Origin of the sequence: Escherichia sp. KTE52, assembly GCF_000408325.1 — a bacterium.
Classification (GTDB): Bacteria; Pseudomonadota; Gammaproteobacteria; order Enterobacterales; family Enterobacteriaceae; genus Escherichia; species Escherichia marmotae.
Map to the genome: position 1 here is coordinate 295,488 of NZ_KE138680.1, position 17,729 is coordinate 313,216.

The 17,729-nt window shown below is 49.1% G+C and carries 18 protein-coding genes and 1 pseudogene; 8 read left to right on the forward strand and 11 right to left on the reverse strand.

Annotation, left to right across the window (positions count from 1 at the left end):
• Positions 1-91 precede the first annotated feature (91 nt).
• On the reverse strand, positions 92-727 hold the full coding sequence (argO, locus tag A1SC_RS10195; RefSeq protein ID WP_000493344.1) for an arginine exporter ArgO: 636 nt from the start codon (positions 725-727) through the stop codon (positions 92-94).
• A gap of 214 nt (positions 728-941) precedes the next feature.
• Here argO and A1SC_RS10190 point away from each other — a divergent pair, with 214 nt between their 5' ends.
• Complete coding sequence (locus A1SC_RS10190; protein ID WP_016262514.1) at positions 942-1,871, forward strand: hypothetical protein; 930 nt, start codon at positions 942-944, stop codon at positions 1,869-1,871.
• 54 nt (positions 1,872-1,925) lie between these two features.
• Positions 1,926-2,969: pseudogene (gene dctP, locus A1SC_RS0122030) on the forward strand (TRAP transporter substrate-binding protein DctP).
• A gap of 41 nt (positions 2,970-3,010) precedes the next feature.
• On the opposite strand, the gene mscS reads toward dctP, so the two are convergent.
• The 4 genes from mscS to epd form a co-directional block, all read right to left on the reverse strand.
• On the reverse strand, positions 3,011-3,886 hold the full coding sequence (gene mscS, locus A1SC_RS10185; RefSeq protein WP_000389807.1) for a small-conductance mechanosensitive channel MscS: 876 nt from the start codon (positions 3,884-3,886) through the stop codon (positions 3,011-3,013).
• A 358-nt stretch (positions 3,887-4,244) separates the two neighbouring features.
• Positions 4,245-5,324 (reverse strand): class II fructose-bisphosphate aldolase, encoded by a 1,080-nt coding sequence (gene fbaA, locus A1SC_RS10180; RefSeq protein WP_000034375.1) that lies wholly within the window; start codon positions 5,322-5,324, stop codon positions 4,245-4,247.
• 91 nt (positions 5,325-5,415) lie between these two features.
• A complete protein-coding gene (pgk, locus tag A1SC_RS10175) occupies positions 5,416-6,579 on the reverse strand; it encodes a phosphoglycerate kinase (protein WP_000111269.1) in 1,164 nt (387 codons plus the stop codon).
• A 49-nt stretch (positions 6,580-6,628) separates the two neighbouring features.
• Entirely contained in the window at positions 6,629-7,648 is a 1,020-nt protein-coding gene (gene epd, locus A1SC_RS10170; RefSeq protein WP_000218495.1) for an erythrose-4-phosphate dehydrogenase, read from the reverse strand.
• A 371-nt stretch (positions 7,649-8,019) separates the two neighbouring features.
• Between epd and A1SC_RS10165 the strand changes: the two genes are divergently transcribed.
• The 5 genes from A1SC_RS10165 to A1SC_RS10145 are packed head-to-tail and all read left to right on the forward strand — an operon-like array spanning position 8,020 to position 11,096.
• The gene (locus tag A1SC_RS10165) at positions 8,020-8,451 is read left to right on the forward strand and encodes a PPC domain-containing DNA-binding protein (protein ID WP_000988684.1); all 432 of its coding nucleotides are present in this window, start codon (positions 8,020-8,022) and stop codon (positions 8,449-8,451) included.
• A gap of 22 nt (positions 8,452-8,473) precedes the next feature.
• Positions 8,474-9,052, forward strand: a complete 579-nt coding sequence (locus tag A1SC_RS10160; protein WP_016262517.1) for an ECF transporter S component — start codon at positions 8,474-8,476, stop codon at positions 9,050-9,052.
• The gene (locus tag A1SC_RS10155) at positions 9,053-9,760 is read left to right on the forward strand and encodes an energy-coupling factor transporter transmembrane component T (RefSeq protein WP_000553213.1); all 708 of its coding nucleotides are present in this window, start codon (positions 9,053-9,055) and stop codon (positions 9,758-9,760) included. It abuts the gene before it with no gap.
• Entirely contained in the window at positions 9,748-10,425 is a 678-nt protein-coding gene (locus tag A1SC_RS10150; RefSeq protein WP_016262518.1) for an energy-coupling factor ABC transporter ATP-binding protein, read from the forward strand. Before A1SC_RS10155 ends, A1SC_RS10150 begins: the two co-directional genes overlap by 13 nt.
• Complete coding sequence (locus A1SC_RS10145) at positions 10,419-11,096, forward strand: ABC transporter ATP-binding protein (protein ID WP_016262519.1); 678 nt, start codon at positions 10,419-10,421, stop codon at positions 11,094-11,096. The genes A1SC_RS10150 and A1SC_RS10145 overlap by 7 nt, the downstream gene beginning before the upstream one ends.
• Here A1SC_RS10145 and A1SC_RS10140 read toward each other — a convergent pair.
• From A1SC_RS10140 to cmtB, 6 genes are read right to left on the reverse strand one after another with little or no spacing between them, the layout of a single operon-like run.
• The gene (locus tag A1SC_RS10140; RefSeq protein ID WP_016262520.1) at positions 11,068-11,781 is read right to left on the reverse strand and encodes a nucleoside/nucleotide kinase family protein; all 714 of its coding nucleotides are present in this window, start codon (positions 11,779-11,781) and stop codon (positions 11,068-11,070) included. The genes A1SC_RS10145 and A1SC_RS10140 overlap by 29 nt on opposite strands.
• Positions 11,778-12,287 (reverse strand): fumarase E, encoded by a 510-nt coding sequence (gene fumE, locus A1SC_RS10135; RefSeq protein WP_001517047.1) that lies wholly within the window; start codon positions 12,285-12,287, stop codon positions 11,778-11,780. Before fumE ends, A1SC_RS10140 begins: the two co-directional genes overlap by 4 nt.
• 21 nt (positions 12,288-12,308) lie before the next feature.
• Positions 12,309-13,274 (reverse strand): class II fructose-bisphosphatase, encoded by a 966-nt coding sequence (glpX, locus tag A1SC_RS10130; protein ID WP_016262521.1) that lies wholly within the window; start codon positions 13,272-13,274, stop codon positions 12,309-12,311.
• A complete protein-coding gene (locus tag A1SC_RS10125; protein WP_016249179.1) occupies positions 13,271-14,548 on the reverse strand; it encodes a zinc-binding dehydrogenase in 1,278 nt (425 codons plus the stop codon). The genes glpX and A1SC_RS10125 overlap by 4 nt, the downstream gene beginning before the upstream one ends.
• 14 nt (positions 14,549-14,562) lie before the next feature.
• Entirely contained in the window at positions 14,563-15,951 is a 1,389-nt protein-coding gene (gene cmtA / locus A1SC_RS10120) for a PTS mannitol transporter subunit IICB (protein ID WP_016262522.1), read from the reverse strand.
• A 27-nt stretch (positions 15,952-15,978) separates the two neighbouring features.
• A complete protein-coding gene (cmtB, locus tag A1SC_RS10115) occupies positions 15,979-16,422 on the reverse strand; it encodes a PTS mannitol transporter subunit IIA (protein WP_001236708.1) in 444 nt (147 codons plus the stop codon).
• 378 nt (positions 16,423-16,800) lie between these two features.
• On the opposite strand from cmtB, the gene A1SC_RS10110 reads away from it, so the two are divergent.
• Complete coding sequence (locus A1SC_RS10110; protein WP_001517050.1) at positions 16,801-17,709, forward strand: prohibitin family protein; 909 nt, start codon at positions 16,801-16,803, stop codon at positions 17,707-17,709.
• The last annotated feature ends 20 nt before the right edge of the window (positions 17,710-17,729 follow it).

Sequence of the window (17,729 nt, forward strand, 5' to 3'; positions counted from 1 at the left end):
TTAGTCTCTCCGTGTTAATTGACTTGCCCAAAATTCAGGACCTCTGGAGGCAAGCTTAGCGTCTCTGTTTTAATTTTCCATCAGATAGCACCTAACTGAACAAGGCTTGTGCATGGGCAATCCCCTCTTTCGCCAGTTGTAGAGCGATAAACCACATCACGCAGCCCACCACGAAATTGATAATGCGCTGCGCTTTGGCGGTACGCAAACGCGGTGCCAGCCAGGCGGCTAATAACGCCAGGCCAAAAAACCACAGGAAAGAGGCGCTAATCGTCCCGAATGCAAACCAACGTTTTGGGTCAGGATCAAGTTGACCGCCCAGGCTGCCCAGTACCACAAAGGTATCCAGATAGACATGCGGATTCAGCCAGGTCACCGCCAGCATGGTGGCGATAATTTTCCATCGCCCCTGTTTCATCACTTCGGCACTCGCCAGTTCAATATTACTGCCCATCGCAGTTTTAAAAGCGCCAAAGCCATACCACAACAAAAAGGCAACACCACCCCAGGTCACTAATGCCAATAACCACGGAGACTGCATCAGTAACGCGCTACCACCAAAAATCCCGGCGCAAATCAGGACTAAATCGCTGATTGCACAAAGTAAGGCAATCATTATGTGGTACTGACGGCGAATGCCCTGATTCATCACAAAAGCATTTTGCGGACCGAGCGGCAGGATCATAGCCGCACCAAGCGCAAGACCTTGAAAATAATAAGAAAACACGTTAAAAATTCCGAGTTAATTACCTGATGCAGAGACTATAGCGCGGGATTGTTATTAGATAAAATTGATAATTCTAATAGCATATAAATAATTTTAATATTAATTTAAATAATTCTACTCGGTGACTGATTTTAGAATAACAATCTCAACATTCCCCATGGCGTAAACGACGTTATGGCTCGCTTCCCTGCTCGCGTTGTAAAGGACTAACACAATGCAATCATATGATCTCACTCTGCTCCCCTACCCTATCCGCGAAAATATGCCGCGACAACAAGGTTGGTGCTTTGGACTACCACCAGGCATAACACCCGAACAGTGGCCGCTGGATCCAAATAATGGTTTCCCATTGAATCATGGATTTACCCTACTATTGCCAGAGGACTATCGGATTTATGGACCAGAGGTTGTCGCGTTATCTTTCTTTGCAGTTGCGCCAGAACACAACGATGGCGGAACTCCGTGTACAGAAGAAATATTGGATGTGTTTGAAAATTTTGAATCCTGCACGCTCCCAGAAGATCCAAATCTTTATGTTTTTTGGCTGGCAGAAAAGCAACGACATCCACGGCTATTTCGGATGGCAGATATATTAGGTTGTTCTTATGCGGTAATTTTACTAACCCAGTACGAGTTCAACGGCCCATTTTGCGAGCCACCTGAACTTATACCTGACCACTATCGCGACCAGCAAGATACGCCAGAATGGATGGCTATTGGCAGTGCATTTAGTTATTTTCAGGCTAACGTCAGACCAAAAGATACGCCTGAAAGCAATTTTATTTACCGTAAATTGAGCACCATTCCTGAGCAGTCGCTGGCGTTCAATCTGGCGATTTCATGCGAGCCGCGCGCTTTTGATCCTAATGCGGGAATTAGCCCCTCAGAAAGAAATGATACGGAATATCAGTCCATTCATTATTTTTCTAAAGATGCAGAGGGAAAGAGTAAATGTGAACCTCTCCAGTGGCATAGCGCACATCTGCCCGATCATCTCGGTGGTTCGATGGCGCTCGTGCAGCCTATACCAGACGGAATGTCGCCTTATTATATTGAGTTTGAAGAGTATTTCGACGGGTATAATTTTGGCACAGGTAATGCCTGGCTGGACTTTAAAAATATGAAGTTTGATTTTAGTTGTTAAAGTTCACTGCTTTTAATATTAACGACGATCAACAAAATTACAGAAGGAACTGATATGACATTCAAACACTTTTTATTTTCTCTGATATCAGGGTTACTTCTGGTATCTTTCCCCAACATTGCTGCTGAAAAAATACTTCGCTATACCGATCATGAACCTTATGGTGGAATGCGTACACAACTCATTAAAGAGGTATTATTTGCAGAAATTGGAAAAGAGTCACAAGGACGTTTGAAAATTGAACCTCACTGGAACGGTGAAATCGCCATCAGCTATGACGCACTGGCGACGATAAGTGATGGCAGCAAAGCTGATATGGGTATAGTGGTGCCAGAATACACAGCGAAACAATTACCGCTTCATCAAATATTCAAGAGCTTTGCTATTGGCCCGGAGCATGGAGCCAGTCAGGTAGAATTCTTTCGTCGCGTATATGCAGAAATTCCCGAACTTAACGCTGAAATTGAGCGTAACAATGTCGTGAACTTACAATTTTTCCTTGGCTATCCGGTAGGCTTTTTTTCTACCAAACCCATTATGAAATTAACCGCTCTTTAGGGAACTTCCTGGCGAACAGCCAGTTTCTGGCATCGGGCTTATTTAGTTAATACAGGAGCAAAAACCGTAACCTTACCGTGGAATGAGCAAATTACGACAGCACTCCGCGACGGGAAACTCGATGGCTTAATGGTCAATCTCGATAGCGGGTATGACATCCATGCTGAACGTGCTGCGCCGAATGTGTTGCTCTCTCCTTCGCTCTGGCTCGGCCATGTTTATCTTTTGACGATGAATAAACACACCTGGGAAAGCCTCAGTACTCAAGATCGCGAGGCGATTCAGCGAGCTGCTATTACAACCCAGAAGGCGCTGGGCCAGGCATTAGATAACAATCTGATCAACATGGTAAAAACGCTTGAACAGGAAGGCACACATGTTCGCTATCTGACAAAAGCAGAACTGGAGGCCTGGCGGAAAGCGATTGGTTATCAGCAAGAACAAGCTCAGTGGGTAGCAAAGCAGAAAGCTGAAGGTATAGACAATGCCAGGGAAGTGATGCAAAAAGTTGCCAATCTTCTTGATAGAACAATCCATTGAATTGTTAGTGCGCCCATGAATCTTATGGGCGCTTTACATGATTAACGCGTTACCGCATCGCTCTCTTTATTCTCTTTCACCCGCTTGAAGTTCACATCCATTTGCGGATATGGGAAGCTGATACCAGCAGCATCAAACTCGCGTTTAATACGTTCCAGCACGTCCCAGTACACGTTTTGCAGATCACCGCTGTTGCTCCAGGCACGAACGATAAAATTAACCGAGGATGCGCCAAGTTCATGCAGACGCACGGTAATTTCACGATCTTTTAAAATACGATCTTCGGACTGAATAATATCAGTCAGGATCTGCTTAACCTGATCGATATCAGAATCATACGCCACGCCAATGATAAATTCGTTACGGCGCGCCGGCTCGCGAGAGAAGTTAATAATATTACCGGCAATAATTTTACCGTTCGGAATAACGATAATTTTACCGTCTGCGGTGCGCATAGTCGTAGAGAAAATCTGCACGCTCTGCACAGTACCGGCAACACCGCCGAGGTCAACATATTCACCGGCACGGAACGGGCGGAACATTACCAGCAACACGCCAGCGGCCAGGTTAGACAGCGAACCCTGCAACGCCAAACCTACAGCTAAACCTGCGGCACCCAGTACGGCGATAACCGATGCGGTTTGTACGCCCACGCGACCCAGTGCAGCAATTAGCGTAAAGGCAATAACTGCGTAACGGACTAATGCAGAAAGAAAATCAGCAACGGTGGCATCAATTTTACGGGAGATCATCAGGCGATTCACCGCATTGGAAATCATCCGCGCGACAATCAAACCAATGATGATAATCGCGAGAGCCGCCACGATGTTTACAGCATAACTCAGCAACAGCGCCTGATTATTCACCAACCAGGAACCTGCACCGTGTATGCTATCGACAACATTCAAATCTTCCATTCAATATTCCTTTTCAACTGACTCAAAATGGAGAAATACACTCCGCCGCCTTATGACGGGCAGTCTGACAAGGGTAAACAATAAAGTATAATTTTGCCAAATAGATCACAAATTTCTTAAGTACATCACCTTGTTTTTGGCGAAAAAAAGCCCCGCAGAGTGGGGCTCAGACATATGACAATGTGCGCTTTGTCATGCCGGATGCGGCGTGAACGCCTTATCCGGCCAACAAAAACCTGCAAATTCAATATATTGCAGGATACGTGTAGGCCTGATAAGCGTAGCGCATCAGGCAATTTTGCTTTTGGCGAAAAAAAGACCCGCAGAGCGGGCCTTGAGATAAGCAGAAAGGAATATCTTACAGAACGTCGATTGCGTTCAGTTCCTGGAATGCTTTTTCCAGACGAGCGATCATCGAAGTCTGACCAGCACGCAGCCATACGCGCGGATCGTAGTATTTCTTGTTCGGCTGATCTTCGCCTTTCGGGTTGCCCAATTGACCCTGCAGGTAAGCTTCGTTTTCTTTGTAGTAGTTCAGAACACCTTCCCAGGTTGCCCATTGGGTATCGGTATCGATGTTCATTTTCACTACGCCGTAGCTTACGGAGTCTTTGATTTCCTGAGCAGTAGAACCGGAACCGCCGTGGAATACGAAGTTCAGGCTGTTGTGCGGCAGGTTGTGTTTCTTAGAAACATATTCCTGAGAATCACGCAGGATAGTCGGGGTCAGAACCACGTTACCCGGCTTGTAAACGCCGTGTACGTTACCGAAGGAAGCCGCGATGGTGAAACGCGGGCTGATTTTGCTCAGCTCGGTGTATGCGTAATCAACGTCTTCCGGCTGGGTGTACAGTGCAGAAGCGTCCATGTGGCTGTTGTCCACACCGTCTTCTTCACCACCAGTGCAACCCAGTTCGATTTCCAGAGTCATACCGATTTTGGACATGCGCTCCAGGTATTTAGAGCAGATTTCGATGTTCTCTTGCAGAGATTCTTCAGACAGGTCGATCATGTGAGAAGAGAACAGCGGCTTACCGGTAGCTGCGAAGTGTTTTTCACCTGCGTCCAGCAGACCGTCGATCCACGGCAGCAGTTTCTTCGCGCAGTGGTCAGTGTGCAGGATTACAGGAACACCGTAGTGTTCAGCCATCTGGTGTACGTGATGCGCACCAGAGATAGCGCCCAGGATTGCAGCCCCCTGCGGAACATCAGATTTCACGCCTTTACCAGCGATAAAGGAAGCACCGCCGTTGGAGAACTGAACGATAACCGGCGCTTTAACTTTAGCAGCGGTTTCCAGTACGGCGTTGATGGAGTCAGTACCGACGCAGTTTACTGCTGGCAGTGCGAAGTTATTTTCTTTTGCTACCTGGAAAACTTTCTGTACGTCATCACCAGTGATTACGCCAGGTTTTACGAAATCAAAAATCTTAGACATGTTTCTTTGTCCTGTATCGTCGGGCTTGAGAAAAAGTGCGTGCTACATGAGCGCGCTGAAACAAGGGCAGGTTTCCCTGCCCTGTGATTTTTTACTTCTTAGCGCGCTCTTCGAGCATCGCTACTGCAGGCAGTACTTTACCTTCTACGAATTCAAGGAATGCGCCGCCACCAGTGGAGATGTAGGAGATTTTGTCAGCAATGCCGAACAGGTCGATTGCTGCCAGAGTGTCGCCGCCGCCAGCGATGGAGAACGCTTCGCTATCTGCGATAGCGTTAGCCACGATTTCAGTACCTTTGCGGAAGTTCGGGAATTCGAACACGCCAACCGGGCCGTTCCACAGAATAGTTTTCGCATTCTTCAGGATTTCAGCCAGTTCCTGTGCGGAAGCATCACCGATATCCAGGATCTGCTCGTCAGCTTTCACGTCGTTAACAGATTTCAGGGTAGCCGGAGCAGTTTCAGAGAACTCAGTTGCTACGCGAACATCAGACGGAACCGGGATGTTGCAGGTGGTCAGCAGACGTTTTGCTTCGTCAACCAGGTCTGCTTCGTACAGAGATTTACCTACATCGTGGCCTTGTGCCGCGATAAAGGTGTTTGCGATACCACCACCAACGATCAACTGGTCAGCGATTTTAGACAGGGAATCCAGAACGGTCAGTTTGGTAGAAACTTTAGAACCACCAACGATAGCCACCATCGGACGAGCAGGTTCTTTCAGTGCTTTACCCAGCGCGTCAAGTTCAGCCGCCAGCAGCGGGCCTGCGCACGCAACGTCAGCAAATTTACCGATACCATGAGTAGAAGCCTGCGCGCGGTGAGCAGTACCGAATGCGTCCATTACGAATACGTCACACAGTGCAGCATATTTTTTGGACAGGGTTTCGTCGTCTTTCTTCTCGCCTTTGTTGAAGCGAACGTTTTCCAGAACAACCAGTTCACCTTCAGCAACGTCAACGCCGTCGAGGTAATCTTTAACCAGACGAACCGGGTTAGACAGTTTATCTTTCAGGTAGTTAACAACCGGCAGCAGAGAGAATTCTTCGTTGTACTCGCCTTCGGTAGGACGACCCAGGTGGGAAGTTACCATCACTTTCGCGCCTTGTTTCAGGGCCAGTTCAATGGTCGGCAGAGAAGCACGGATACGTGCGTCGCTGGTTACTTTCCCGTCTTTTACTGGTACGTTCAGATCCGCACGGATAAATACACGTTTCCCAGCAAGATCCAGATCGGTCATCTTAATTACAGACATGGTGAATCCTCTCGTTGATTCTAAAAGTTTTGCAGACGCTGCTTGCGTCTTACCTGAAAGCAACAGCGGCCATTGCTAACGTCGTGTCGATCATTCGGTTAGCAAAGCCCCATTCGTTATCGCACCAGACCAACGTTTTGATCAGGTGTGCGCCACTGACCCGGGTTTGGGTGCCATCGACAATGGCACTGTGCGGGTCGTGGTTAAAATCTACAGAGACCAACGGCAATTCCGTATAGTCAACTATACCATGAAATGCACCTTGTGCTGCCTTTTGCAACAACTGGTTGACTTCATTGGCTTTTACAGGTTTCTTCACCGTCACGCTCAGGTCGATTGCCGTCACATTAATGGTTGGCACACGTACCGCAATCGCTTCAAAGCGATCGTTAAACTGCGGGAAAAAACGCGTGATACCGGCGGCCAGTTTAGTATCGACCGGGATGATCGACTGACTGGCGGCCCGAGTGCGGCGCAGGTCGGGATGGTACGCATCAATAACCTGCTGATCGTGCATGGCGGAGTGAATTGTGGTCACAGTGCCGGACTCAATGCCGTACGCATCATCTAACAATTTGATGACGGGAATTATGCAATTCGTGGTACAGGAAGCGTTAGAAACAATGCGATGTTCCGCGCGAAGTTGATCCTGATTGACGCCATAAACAATAGTTGCGTCGAGATCGTTGCTACCAGGATGTGAAAAGAGCACTTTTTGGGCCCCGGCGGCAATATGCGCTTCGCCATGCTCGCGGGTGCCATACACGCCGGTGCAATCGAGCACCACATCGACGCCAAGTTCACGCCAGGGGAGCGATTGCAGTGAACGTTCATGCAATACGCGGATGGCGTCATCACCAACAAAAAGTTGATCGCGTTCCTGACGTACTTCCCATGCAAAACGGCCATGACTGGTGTCATATTTCAACAAATGCGCCATGCCCGCAGCATCCGCCAGTTCGTTGATTGCCACCACGGTGATTTCCGCCCGGCGTCCGGATTCATACACAGCACGAACCACATTACGCCCGATGCGACCGAAGCCATTTATCGCTACGCGTACGGTCATAGGTCTCCTGCAAGGCTTTCTCAAAGCAAATTTGCCAGACAGAGTAGTCCAGCAAATCGTTCGGGAAAACCTTACCTGTCGCAAATTGCGACTGATTGGTTAATTGTCGAACATTTAATCGACTGAAACGCTTCAGCTAGGATAAGCGAAACGCGGAATAAAAGGAATGATTGTCCAGTCAAAGAAGACAATTATCTGACTTACGTCACGTTTTTGGCCATGGTATGCCAGGAATTATTCCACTTTGCAGAATCACGAATAAGCGTAGCAAAATCTTTTCGCTGTGCCGTCATAAACCCTGATTTATATCAGAATATGACTGATGTCGCGTCGATATCATCCGCAATACGTCCGAGTTTCGGAGTACTTCAATGATGACATTGCCCCACCTTTATTCTTCAACTGCGCGCTTTTACGCGCTGCGCCTGCTTCCCGATCAGGAAGTTTTCTCTCAATTACGCACCTTCGCGCGACAGCAACAACTTCACGCCGCGTGGATTGCGGGTTGTACCGGCAGTCTGACTGACGTCGCCTTACGCTATGCCGGGCAAGAAAACACCACTCATCTTCGCGGTAAGTTTGAAGTAATCGCACTGAACGGCACACTGGAACAGACAGGTGAACATCTTCATCTCTGCATTTCAGACCCACACGGCGCAATGCTCGGCGGTCATATGATGCCTGGCTGTACCGTGCGCACCACCCTTGAACTGGTGATCGGTAGCCTGGAAGAACTGGCATTCAGTCGCCAGCCTTGCGCGCTTTCTGGTTACGACGAGTTGCATATTTCCCCTGTTAAATAACACCCTTTAGAGAGGTTTTCTTATGGCGCGTCGCCACTTTTCCAGTCAGGCTTTGGTGCTGATCGTTATCTCTATCGCCATCAATATGATCGGCGGTCAACTGGCCAGCATAGTCAAATTGCCTATTTTTCTCGACTCCATCGGCACGCTTATTAGCGCGGTACTGCTTGGTCCAGTGATCGGTATGCTGACCGGCTTACTGACCAATTTACTCTGGGGGTTACTGACTGACCCGATCGCCGCCGCTTTTGCCCCCGTGGCGATGGTCATCGGTCTGGTCGCGGGTTGGCTGGCGCGAGCGGGTTGGTTCCGTACTCTGCCGAAAGTCATTGTCAGCGGGGTGATTATTACTCTTGCGGTGACAATTGTTGCCGTGCCGCTGCGTACAGCCTTGTTTGGCGGAGTAACCGGTAGCGGAGCGGATTTGTTCGTCGCCTGGATACATTCAATGGGGCAAAACCTGGTGGAATCAGTGGCGATTACGGTGATAGGCGCTAACCTGGTCGATAAAATTCTCACGGCAGTGATTGTCTGGCTTTTACTGCGACAACTACCGATTCGCACCACACGCCATTTTCTAATGATGGCCGCCGTGCGCTAAATGCATCCGTTTACCTCATTAACATTGTGGGCGCTGGCTGCCTGCACCACGCTTATCCTGCCCGCGCAGACCATTTTGCCGATCTATAGCGCGGCGACCTTTTTCTGCCTTATCGCGCTAAAGGCCACGCGGCGGCGGGCAAAATATGTCACCTGGCTGATGTTTTCGCTGGGCGTCGGTCTGTGGCTGGTGCACGGTGGCTGGCTGACAGAATGGATAAGTGACGCGCCACGCTCTCCAGAACGGTGGGCACATGCCATTACGCTCTGGTTGCGTATTCTGGCTATTGTTTCAACTTCACAGTTGTGGATGCAATTCGTCCCCGTGCAAGGTTTTATCCGCGCTTTGTTTGCTTCTCGCCTGCCGCCGGGCGTCGCTTATCTGTTTGCCGGGCCGTTATTGGTCGTTGAGCAGTTAAAACGACAATTAGCGATTATTTATGAAGCACAACGCGCTCGCGGCGTGCCGCTGGATGAAGGCTGGTATCAACGTTTACGTGCGATGCCCGCGTTAATTATTCCGCTAACTCATAATGCGCTTAACGATCTGGCGATCCGCGGCGCGGCGCTGGATATGCGGGCATTTCGACTCCACAACCGGCGCACTACGCTGTGGGCACCACCTGACAGTAACCTGGAAAAAGTGGCGCGTTACACCATGATCTTGCTGATGCTGGCAGAATTCGGAGCGTGGATATGGTTACGTTAGAACAGTTTCGCTATTGCCCGACACACTCAACAATTCCTCCGTTCTGTTATGACTTTTACTATGACGAACCGGGGATGATCGCCATCTTTGGGGACAACGGCAGTGGCAAAAGCACGCTGGCGCAACTGATGGCGGGTTGGTATCCCGACTTCTTGCCGGGTGACATAGCTGGTACGGGAATGCTCCTCGATACGCCCATTGGGCAACGCTCACTCAACGAACAATCTGCGACCATTCAACTCGTCCAGCAATCCCCCTACTTGCAGCTTTCTGGCTGTACCTTCAACGTGGAAGAAGAAGTCGCGTTTGGGCCAGAAAATCTGTGTCTTGCTGAAGCAGAGATTATGGCGCGTATTGACGCCGCTCTGACTCTGACCGGGTGCCAGCCATTGCGTCATCGCCATCCGGCAACACTCTCCGGCGGGGAAACCCAACGCGTGGTCATCGCTTGTGCTATCGCGATGCTACCTAAGATTTTAATTCTCGACGAAGCCTTTAGCCGACTGACGTCGCAGGCCAGCGAAATGCTGTTGCAGCGCTTACAACACTGGGCGTTGAAACGTGATTCGCTGATTATTCTTTTTGAACGCCATCAAACACCTTTCCTGAACTACTGCCAGCAAGCGTGGCAACTGCAAAACGGAGCACTCCAGCCATTATGTTAACGTTAAATCAGGTAACTTATCGCTGGCCTGACGCAGCAACGTATTGTCTTTGCAACATTTCTCTACAACTCAAAAAAGGTGAATGGCTGGCGCTGACCGGCGACAATGGCGCGGGAAAATCGACCCTGTTGCGTATCATGGCGGGTCTTCTACCCCCTTCGTCCGGCACGGTAATGTTGCAACATCTGGCGCTACATACACTCAAGAACCGCCAACGCGCGGCAAACATTGGTGTGCTGTTTCAGGAAGCGGAAAACCAGTTATTTCACAGTACCGTCGCGGAAGAGATCGCATTTGGTTTGAAACTGCAAAAATGCCCAACTGATGAAATTGCTCAACGCACCGACGCTGTCCTGAAATGCTGTCAGTTAACAGATGTTGCCAGCGCTCATCCGTTAGATCTGCATAGCGCCCAGCGACGGATGGTGGCCGTCGCCTGCCTGGAAGCTCTCGCCCCGCCGCTGATATTACTTGACGAACCGAGCCGGGATTTTGACGCCCAATGGCTGGCAGTATTTGAAAGTTGGCTGGAAAAGTGCCGCCTTCGTGGCACGAGTGTGGTGGCAATCAGTCATGACGCCGCATTTACCCGGCGTCATTTTTCTCGCGTCATGCGACTGGAAGGTGGTGTAGTGAGGGAGGTCAATCTGCCAGACAGTATTCACCGTTAGGCGTCATCATTAAGGTCAAATTTGCAGGTCGACTCTGTTCCAGCACCCGACGAACATTCGGCCCGTCGGTACGTTCATAAAAAGCTTCAGCATCTGCCTGCGATAATCCCCCCGCCAACTTGCGCCCCACCAGTCGTTCCCTTAACGCAGATGCGGGCGCGTTGATAAATATCGAGAAATCACAAAATTGCGCTAACGTGCGCCACTGCTCGTCATCCAGCAATAGCCAGTTTCCTTCGACGATGACCAGCGGCGCGGTAACGTGCAACGCATCTTCTACCGGATCATGTTTTTGTCGATCATACTGCGGCCACGTACAGTCGCCTTGCACGGCCTGACGCAGATTTTCCGCCAGTTTCGCCACGTCAAACGTTTGCGGCGCGCCTTTATAAGGGCGAAGCTGATGCTCATCCAGCCAGATGTTGTAATGGTGAAAACCATCCATCGGGAGCGTCTGAATAGCGGGTAATTCGGGATCTTGTTGTGCGAGATATTCCCAGAAGGTAGTTAAGGTAGATTTACCCGTCCCTGGTGGAGCACTCAGAAATACCACCGTACGCCGCTGCGGGTTTACCGCCTGTAAGGCCGCCAGCATACGCAGTAGCGGTTTATGTACATTTTCAATTTCATCATCAGAGTACTGCGCCTGTACCTTTAGTCCATTCACCGTCAGTTCGATTTTCACGGCGTTAATTCCTTTAAAGTTGTCGTTACTGCCAGCGTCAGCGCCGTTTTGACCATTCCGCTAAAACGCGCCTCTGACCAGACCGCGAAATCAGCGAACTTCATCGCTTTCAACGCATCATAGAGGGAAGTATTACGGGTTATGCTATTAACGTTGCTGATAAAATCCCAGGTAATGTCATCGACAAATCCGGGCGTTTCATTCTGCTCGTTCAGGTAATGCCAGAATTGAGAAAAGTGCGTAATATCGGCGTACAGCCATTTATCCATTTTCCCCAGCGCATAAATCAAACGCAGCGCAACATCAATATCATCAAGCGGGCCGCTTTGGGCGAGCAACGGCTTCACTGCATATTCCACGATCTCTTCATCGTTATCGACAAACAGCGACGGCAGAAACTGGCGTATCCCCTGGAGCAAAATGGCATGCGCAGTTTTCATAAATGACAATAAATTGTCCTGTGCATCCAGTTGCTCAAGCACATCATCTTCTGTCAGCGTCGCCATTCGTCTTCCGATAGATCACCATCAATGCAGGGAGTCTATTATATTACACGTTTGGTCTGCGCCACCGATCAGTAATGTCTGCGTCCGCACCCCATTCGCCGTCTGTTGTATACCGTTCACCAGCTCTCCGCCCGTCACACCCGTGGCGCTAAAGAGGATATTTTTATCTCTCACCAGTTCGTCGAGCGAGTACACACGGTTGACCTCACCCCCCATTTCCTTGCAACGCTGGCGCTCCTGTTGTGCAATCTGCCGATTTTCCGTGTAATCACCTTTGGCCTGACAAAAATCAATAAGCTCTGCCTGCATATCTCCACCTAACGCTTTGACTGCACAGGCAGAAATAACGCCTTCTGGCGCACCACCGATGGTGTACATCACGTCGTAAGGATTATCCTGCCAGCAAGTCAGCACACTGGCAGCAACATCGCCATCCGGCAGGGCGAATACTTTCACGCCCAGTTGCGTCGCTTCTTCAATCGCGGCATGAAGACGGGGTTTATCCAGCGTAACCATGCGTAATCGATCCAATGGTTTGCCCAATGCTTTTGCCACATTGCGCAAGTTATCCGTCAGGGGCAAAGACAGATTAATCACTCCTGCAGCCAGTCGGTTAACGACCAGTTTTTTCATATACATATCGGGCGCGTGTAACAGGCTATCTCGTGGGGCGAAGGCCATTACTGCCAGGGCATTACTCTGCCCCATCGCCACCATCCGGGTGCCTTCAATCGGATCAACCGCGATATCGACTTCTGGCCCATCACCTTTGCCAACCTCTTCGCCAATCCACAGCATCGGCGCATGGTCAATTTCCCCCTCACCGATAACCACTCTCCCACGAAAAGCGACGTCGTTTAATGCCTGACGCATCGCGGTAACCGCCAGGCCATCAATTTTATTTTTGTCGCCACATCCGGTTTGCGGCCAGGCAGCCAACGCGGCCTGTTCCGTAACGCGAAATAATGGCCACGCAAGGGACATCATTGCGCGGCCTCCCCGATATCAACGCCAAATTGTGCCAGCAGATATTTCTCGGCCTGTTCATTCCAGATGCCGTGCGTTTCCTCAACCCGTCGCGCCAACTCTTTAAACAGCGGATCTGTTTTCCCTTTTTCGGCAAAATCGGCAATGGCGGTCAGCGGCATGGTGACGCCGTTATAAATGAGTTTTTTGCCGCCGGGAATATCCGGCAAATTGAGTACGGTTTCTGGCACCGCATCCAGGCCACCGATATGGGTCACCATAAACGACGGCTGCAACTGCCCCGTGGCGCTAAGGGCAATCGCCTCTTTCATATCATCCGTAGAACCACCGGACGTCCCAACGACGTGAGTGCTGTTGTAATGCACGTTGTAAAAGTTAAACGGCACTTTGAAGTTTTTATCCGTTGGCCCGGCAAAGAAGTTCAGACAACCATCTTCCGCCAGCAATTCATCAGCCATCTCAACGACCGAAGGCACCGCCGCATAGACAAAAACATCATCGAACCCGACATCTCCTGTCAGCGACCGCAGCATCTGTACCGGATCGCTCATCCCTTTGGTATTCACGTATACCAGCTCAATCCCTTTGCTGGCCGCCATCTCCACCGGCAGCAGCTTCTGTACTTGTGCCAGCCGTTTTTCATCGATGTCGACCACTACCACCCGTGATGGTTGAATGCCGCCGTTAATGGCGTAATCGATAGCGCCAATTCCCATCGGGCCAGCACACGCCAGTAGCGCAATATTGCCGCCAGATTTGACGCCCATTCGATGCTCATAAACATATTGCGTAGTGTGATAATTAGCATGATAAGCGCCAATAATGCAGCACATCGGCTCCGCCAGCGACGCCGCAGCAAAATAAGAGCCGTGATACGGTAATACGCAGCCTAAATTAATCGCGATTTCAGGAATAATCATATAGGTGGCATTACCACCAAAATATTCGTAGCTGTATCCCGCAGAATATCCGCTGGGTAACCCCATCGCAGGCTGTAAAACAAATCGCTGACCTTTTTTATATTTGTCGGTAAGATTTTTACCCACTTCAACAATGACTCCGGCACATTCATGCCCGGTGATCGCCGGGTGATTTTCTAAATCGTCCGGCACCCGTTTATGTTCGCTACCAAGCAACGCCGCTTTCCAGGTGGATAAACAAACACTATCAGAAATTACACTGACCAGCAGTTCATTATCAGTAATTTCGGGTAACTCAAATTCACGCAGACGGATATCCCGCTTGCCATAAATAGCAGCAACTTTGGTTTTCATTTTTACCTCTGCAATCAGTTTTTATGTTCGGCGGTTAATTGATTAAATAAAGTGTCGAATTTTGGATCGCCAATGTAGTTATTAATCAATATCAGCGGTTTATCCGTCACACGTTTCACTCGTCCTTCCAGACTGGCGTGAGTGACGACGATATCAGCATCCGAAGGCACGTTTTCTATGGCGTAATGTTTTACTTCAATGGTCAGTCCGGCTTTTTCCAGACGTTTGCGGAAGGTGGTTGCCCCCATTGCGCTGGAGCCCATTCCCGCATCACAAACAAAGGCAATACGTTTCACACGACTTAATGAAAATGCACCTTCCTGCTTCATAGCTTTTACCGCATTGGCTGACTCGGTGAACTCATCTTCGCTCTCCGTTTCCACCGTTTTTTCCATCTTCAGTATCAGGGATGTGATGACAAAGGACACCAGAGTACCGACCGTAACACCGGCAATTGTCGCCAGGAACGAGCCTTTCGGCGTCAGTGCCAGATAAGCAAAAATAGAACCCGGGCTAGGACCTGCCACCAGGCCGCCATCCAGCAAATTGAACATCCAGGTGCCAGACATACCGCCTGCAATCATGGCGATAATGGTCAACGGCTTCATCAATACATACGGAAAATACAGCTCGTGGATGCCACCGAGGAAGTGAATAATCATCGCACCAGGCGCAGAGCGTTTGCTCATCCCTTTACCAAACAGAGTGAATGCCAGCAGCAAGCCTAAACCCGGCCCAGGATTGGACGCCACCATAAAGAAGATAGATTTACCGTTAACCGATGCCTGCTGCATTCCCAACGGGTAATAGACGCCCTGATCGATCGCATTATTAAGGAAAAGCACTTTTGCCGGTTCATTGATGACTGACAGCAGAGGTAGATAACCCGCATGTACCAGCGCCTCAATACACTCTTTGACGAAAGTATTGGCAATTAACACTGCCGGACCGATGACTTCAAAGCCCAACAGGCAGAGGATCATCCCGGCAATACCTAATGAGAAGTTATTGATAACCATCTCAAAACCAGCAGGTATGCGTTTTTCCAGTGCTTTATCGACATATTTTATGACCAGACCACCTAACGGCCCCATGCTCATCGAACCGAGAAACATCGGAATATCCGCACCGACGATCACACCAATCGTCCCTATTCCCCCCATGACCGCACCGCGTTTACCGCCGACCAGATGACCACCGGTAGAACCAATCATCACGGGCAATAAATAGGTAATCATGGGGCCAACAATTTTGGCGAAGTGTTCGTTAGGCATCCAACCCGTAGGAATAAATAAAGCAGTAATAAAACCCCAGGCAATGAAAGCACCGATATTGGGGATGACCATTGCAGTCAAAAAGCCACCAAAAGCCTGGACCTTTGCACGAGCAGACTTGTTTTCCATAATGTTATCCTGTAGAGGAGAGAGTAATTATCCGCGGCTGATAATGTCCGCTAATTGTTTTTTTGATGTTGCTGTTAATAGTTGTTCGAGTATTTCTTCTTCGCACAGTAATTCACTTAACGCCTGAATAGCACCAATGTGCGAATCAGCATCGGCAGCAGAAAGCCCGATGAGTAATTTGATCGGTTCATCACTTCCGGGGAAACAAACTGGCTGTTCGAGTAATGTCAGTGACATCCCGGTTTTAAGCGCCCCACATTCCGGTCGTGCATGGGGCATTGCTACGCCCGGCGCGAGAATATAATAAGGCCCGTTGCGGGTAGTTGAGTCTTTAATAGACTGAATGTAATTCTCGTTGATATAATTTTTTGCTAACAATGACGCCATCGAAAAATCGATAACATCCTGCCAGTCTTTTGCTGAAGATATAACTGAGATTGATGATTCCGGGAAATAATCAATAAGCCGCATAAATTATCCTTATTTTATTTTTAGGGTGCTGTCCGGCGGTAAAAATAAAATACTCGTGCGACTTAATGAAAGCAATTGTGCACGTGAAAACACAAACTCCACGAGCCAAAATAGCAAAGCATTAAATAACAATGACATAAAAATGATTTTACGTAAGTCAACTATATATTTGCCGTGTATGTCACATAATAGATATTTTATACGTTATTACATTCGTGATGCATATCACCATTTGTTTATTGAATGTTCGAAAACATACTTATTTCATTCGTTGGTTTTCCGCCATTCCCCCTTTATAGATTCTGAATTCTCGATTGTTGGCTGTTTTCTTCTCACCTCATGTGACATATTTCCACACATCACTCAAGGAAGACTCACATGAAAGCACCTGTTTCAATAACCTCATTCCGCCCACAAAAATCGCTTGCCATCGCCATTGGCGTACTTGCCGTTATTGTGCTGCCATTTCTGTCGTATTACACCGTGAATGAAGGTGAACGTGGTATTTTGTTGCGCTATGGAAAAATAGTAAAAGTTGCCGATCCGGGGCTGGGTTTTAAGATCCCGTTTATGGAAAGCGTAGAGAAAATTTCCACGCGTAATCAGGCTGTTGTCTATCAGGGATTACAGGCATACAGCCGCGACCAGCAACCCGCACAAATGACTGTGTCAGTCAGTTTCCATATTAAGCCTTCGGAAGCAGGCGCGGTTTATACCACCTACAACACCATTGAAGCATTAAAAGATCGCCTGATTGTTCGCCAGTTGCCAACCCAACTGGAGAACGTTTTCGGTCAATATACGGCCATCAGCGCTGTACAGGATCGCACGAAACTGGTTCAGGATCTGCAAAATGCAATGCGCAAAGCCGTTGTTGGTCCGGTGGTGATTGACGGGGTCCAGATTGAAAATATTGATTTTTCGGACGCTTATGAAAAATCAATTGAAGATCGTATGAAAGCGGAAGTCGCCATTGCCACACGGAAACAAAATCTGGAAACAGAGAAAATCCAGGCACAAATTGCGGTAACTCAGGCGCAGGCAGAAGCAGACAGTAAACTGGCGGCAGCCAAAGCAGAAGCAGAGACGATTCGCGTAAGAGGCGCGGCAGAAGCAGAAACTATTCGTTTAAAAAGTGGGGCTGAAGCAGAAGCTATCCGCCTGCGCGGTGAAGCTCTGCGAGATAACCCAGGGCTTGTTGCCCTTACCACTGCCGAACGCTGGGACGGAAAACTGCCCGATACCATGATCCCTGGCAGTACCGTTCCGTTTATCTCAACCAAATAAAAAAGAGCCGCATTTGCGGC

Coding starts and splice junctions, on each gene's coding strand:
- A1SC_RS10190 (WP_016262514.1), top strand. CDS start 942: ATGCAATCATATGATCTCACTCTGCTCCCCTACCCTATCCGCGAAAAT.
- mscS (WP_000389807.1), bottom strand. CDS start 3,886: ATGGAAGATTTGAATGTTGTCGATAGCATACACGGTGCAGGTTCCTGG.
- fbaA (WP_000034375.1), bottom strand. CDS start 5,324: ATGTCTAAGATTTTTGATTTCGTAAAACCTGGCGTAATCACTGGTGAT.
- pgk (WP_000111269.1), bottom strand. CDS start 6,579: ATGTCTGTAATTAAGATGACCGATCTGGATCTTGCTGGGAAACGTGTA.
- epd (WP_000218495.1), bottom strand. CDS start 7,648: ATGACCGTACGCGTAGCGATAAATGGCTTCGGTCGCATCGGGCGTAAT.
- A1SC_RS10165 (WP_000988684.1), top strand. CDS start 8,020: ATGATGACATTGCCCCACCTTTATTCTTCAACTGCGCGCTTTTACGCG.
- A1SC_RS10160 (WP_016262517.1), top strand. CDS start 8,474: ATGGCGCGTCGCCACTTTTCCAGTCAGGCTTTGGTGCTGATCGTTATC.
- A1SC_RS10155 (WP_000553213.1), top strand. CDS start 9,053: ATGCATCCGTTTACCTCATTAACATTGTGGGCGCTGGCTGCCTGCACC.
- A1SC_RS10150 (WP_016262518.1), top strand. CDS start 9,748: ATGGTTACGTTAGAACAGTTTCGCTATTGCCCGACACACTCAACAATT.
- A1SC_RS10145 (WP_016262519.1), top strand. CDS start 10,419: ATGTTAACGTTAAATCAGGTAACTTATCGCTGGCCTGACGCAGCAACG.
- fumE (WP_001517047.1), bottom strand. CDS start 12,287: ATGGCGACGCTGACAGAAGATGATGTGCTTGAGCAACTGGATGCACAG.
- glpX (WP_016262521.1), bottom strand. CDS start 13,274: ATGATGTCCCTTGCGTGGCCATTATTTCGCGTTACGGAACAGGCCGCG.
- A1SC_RS10125 (WP_016249179.1), bottom strand. CDS start 14,548: ATGAAAACCAAAGTTGCTGCTATTTATGGCAAGCGGGATATCCGTCTG.
- cmtA (WP_016262522.1), bottom strand. CDS start 15,951: ATGGAAAACAAGTCTGCTCGTGCAAAGGTCCAGGCTTTTGGTGGCTTT.
- cmtB (WP_001236708.1), bottom strand. CDS start 16,422: ATGCGGCTTATTGATTATTTCCCGGAATCATCAATCTCAGTTATATCT.
- A1SC_RS10110 (WP_001517050.1), top strand. CDS start 16,801: ATGAAAGCACCTGTTTCAATAACCTCATTCCGCCCACAAAAATCGCTT.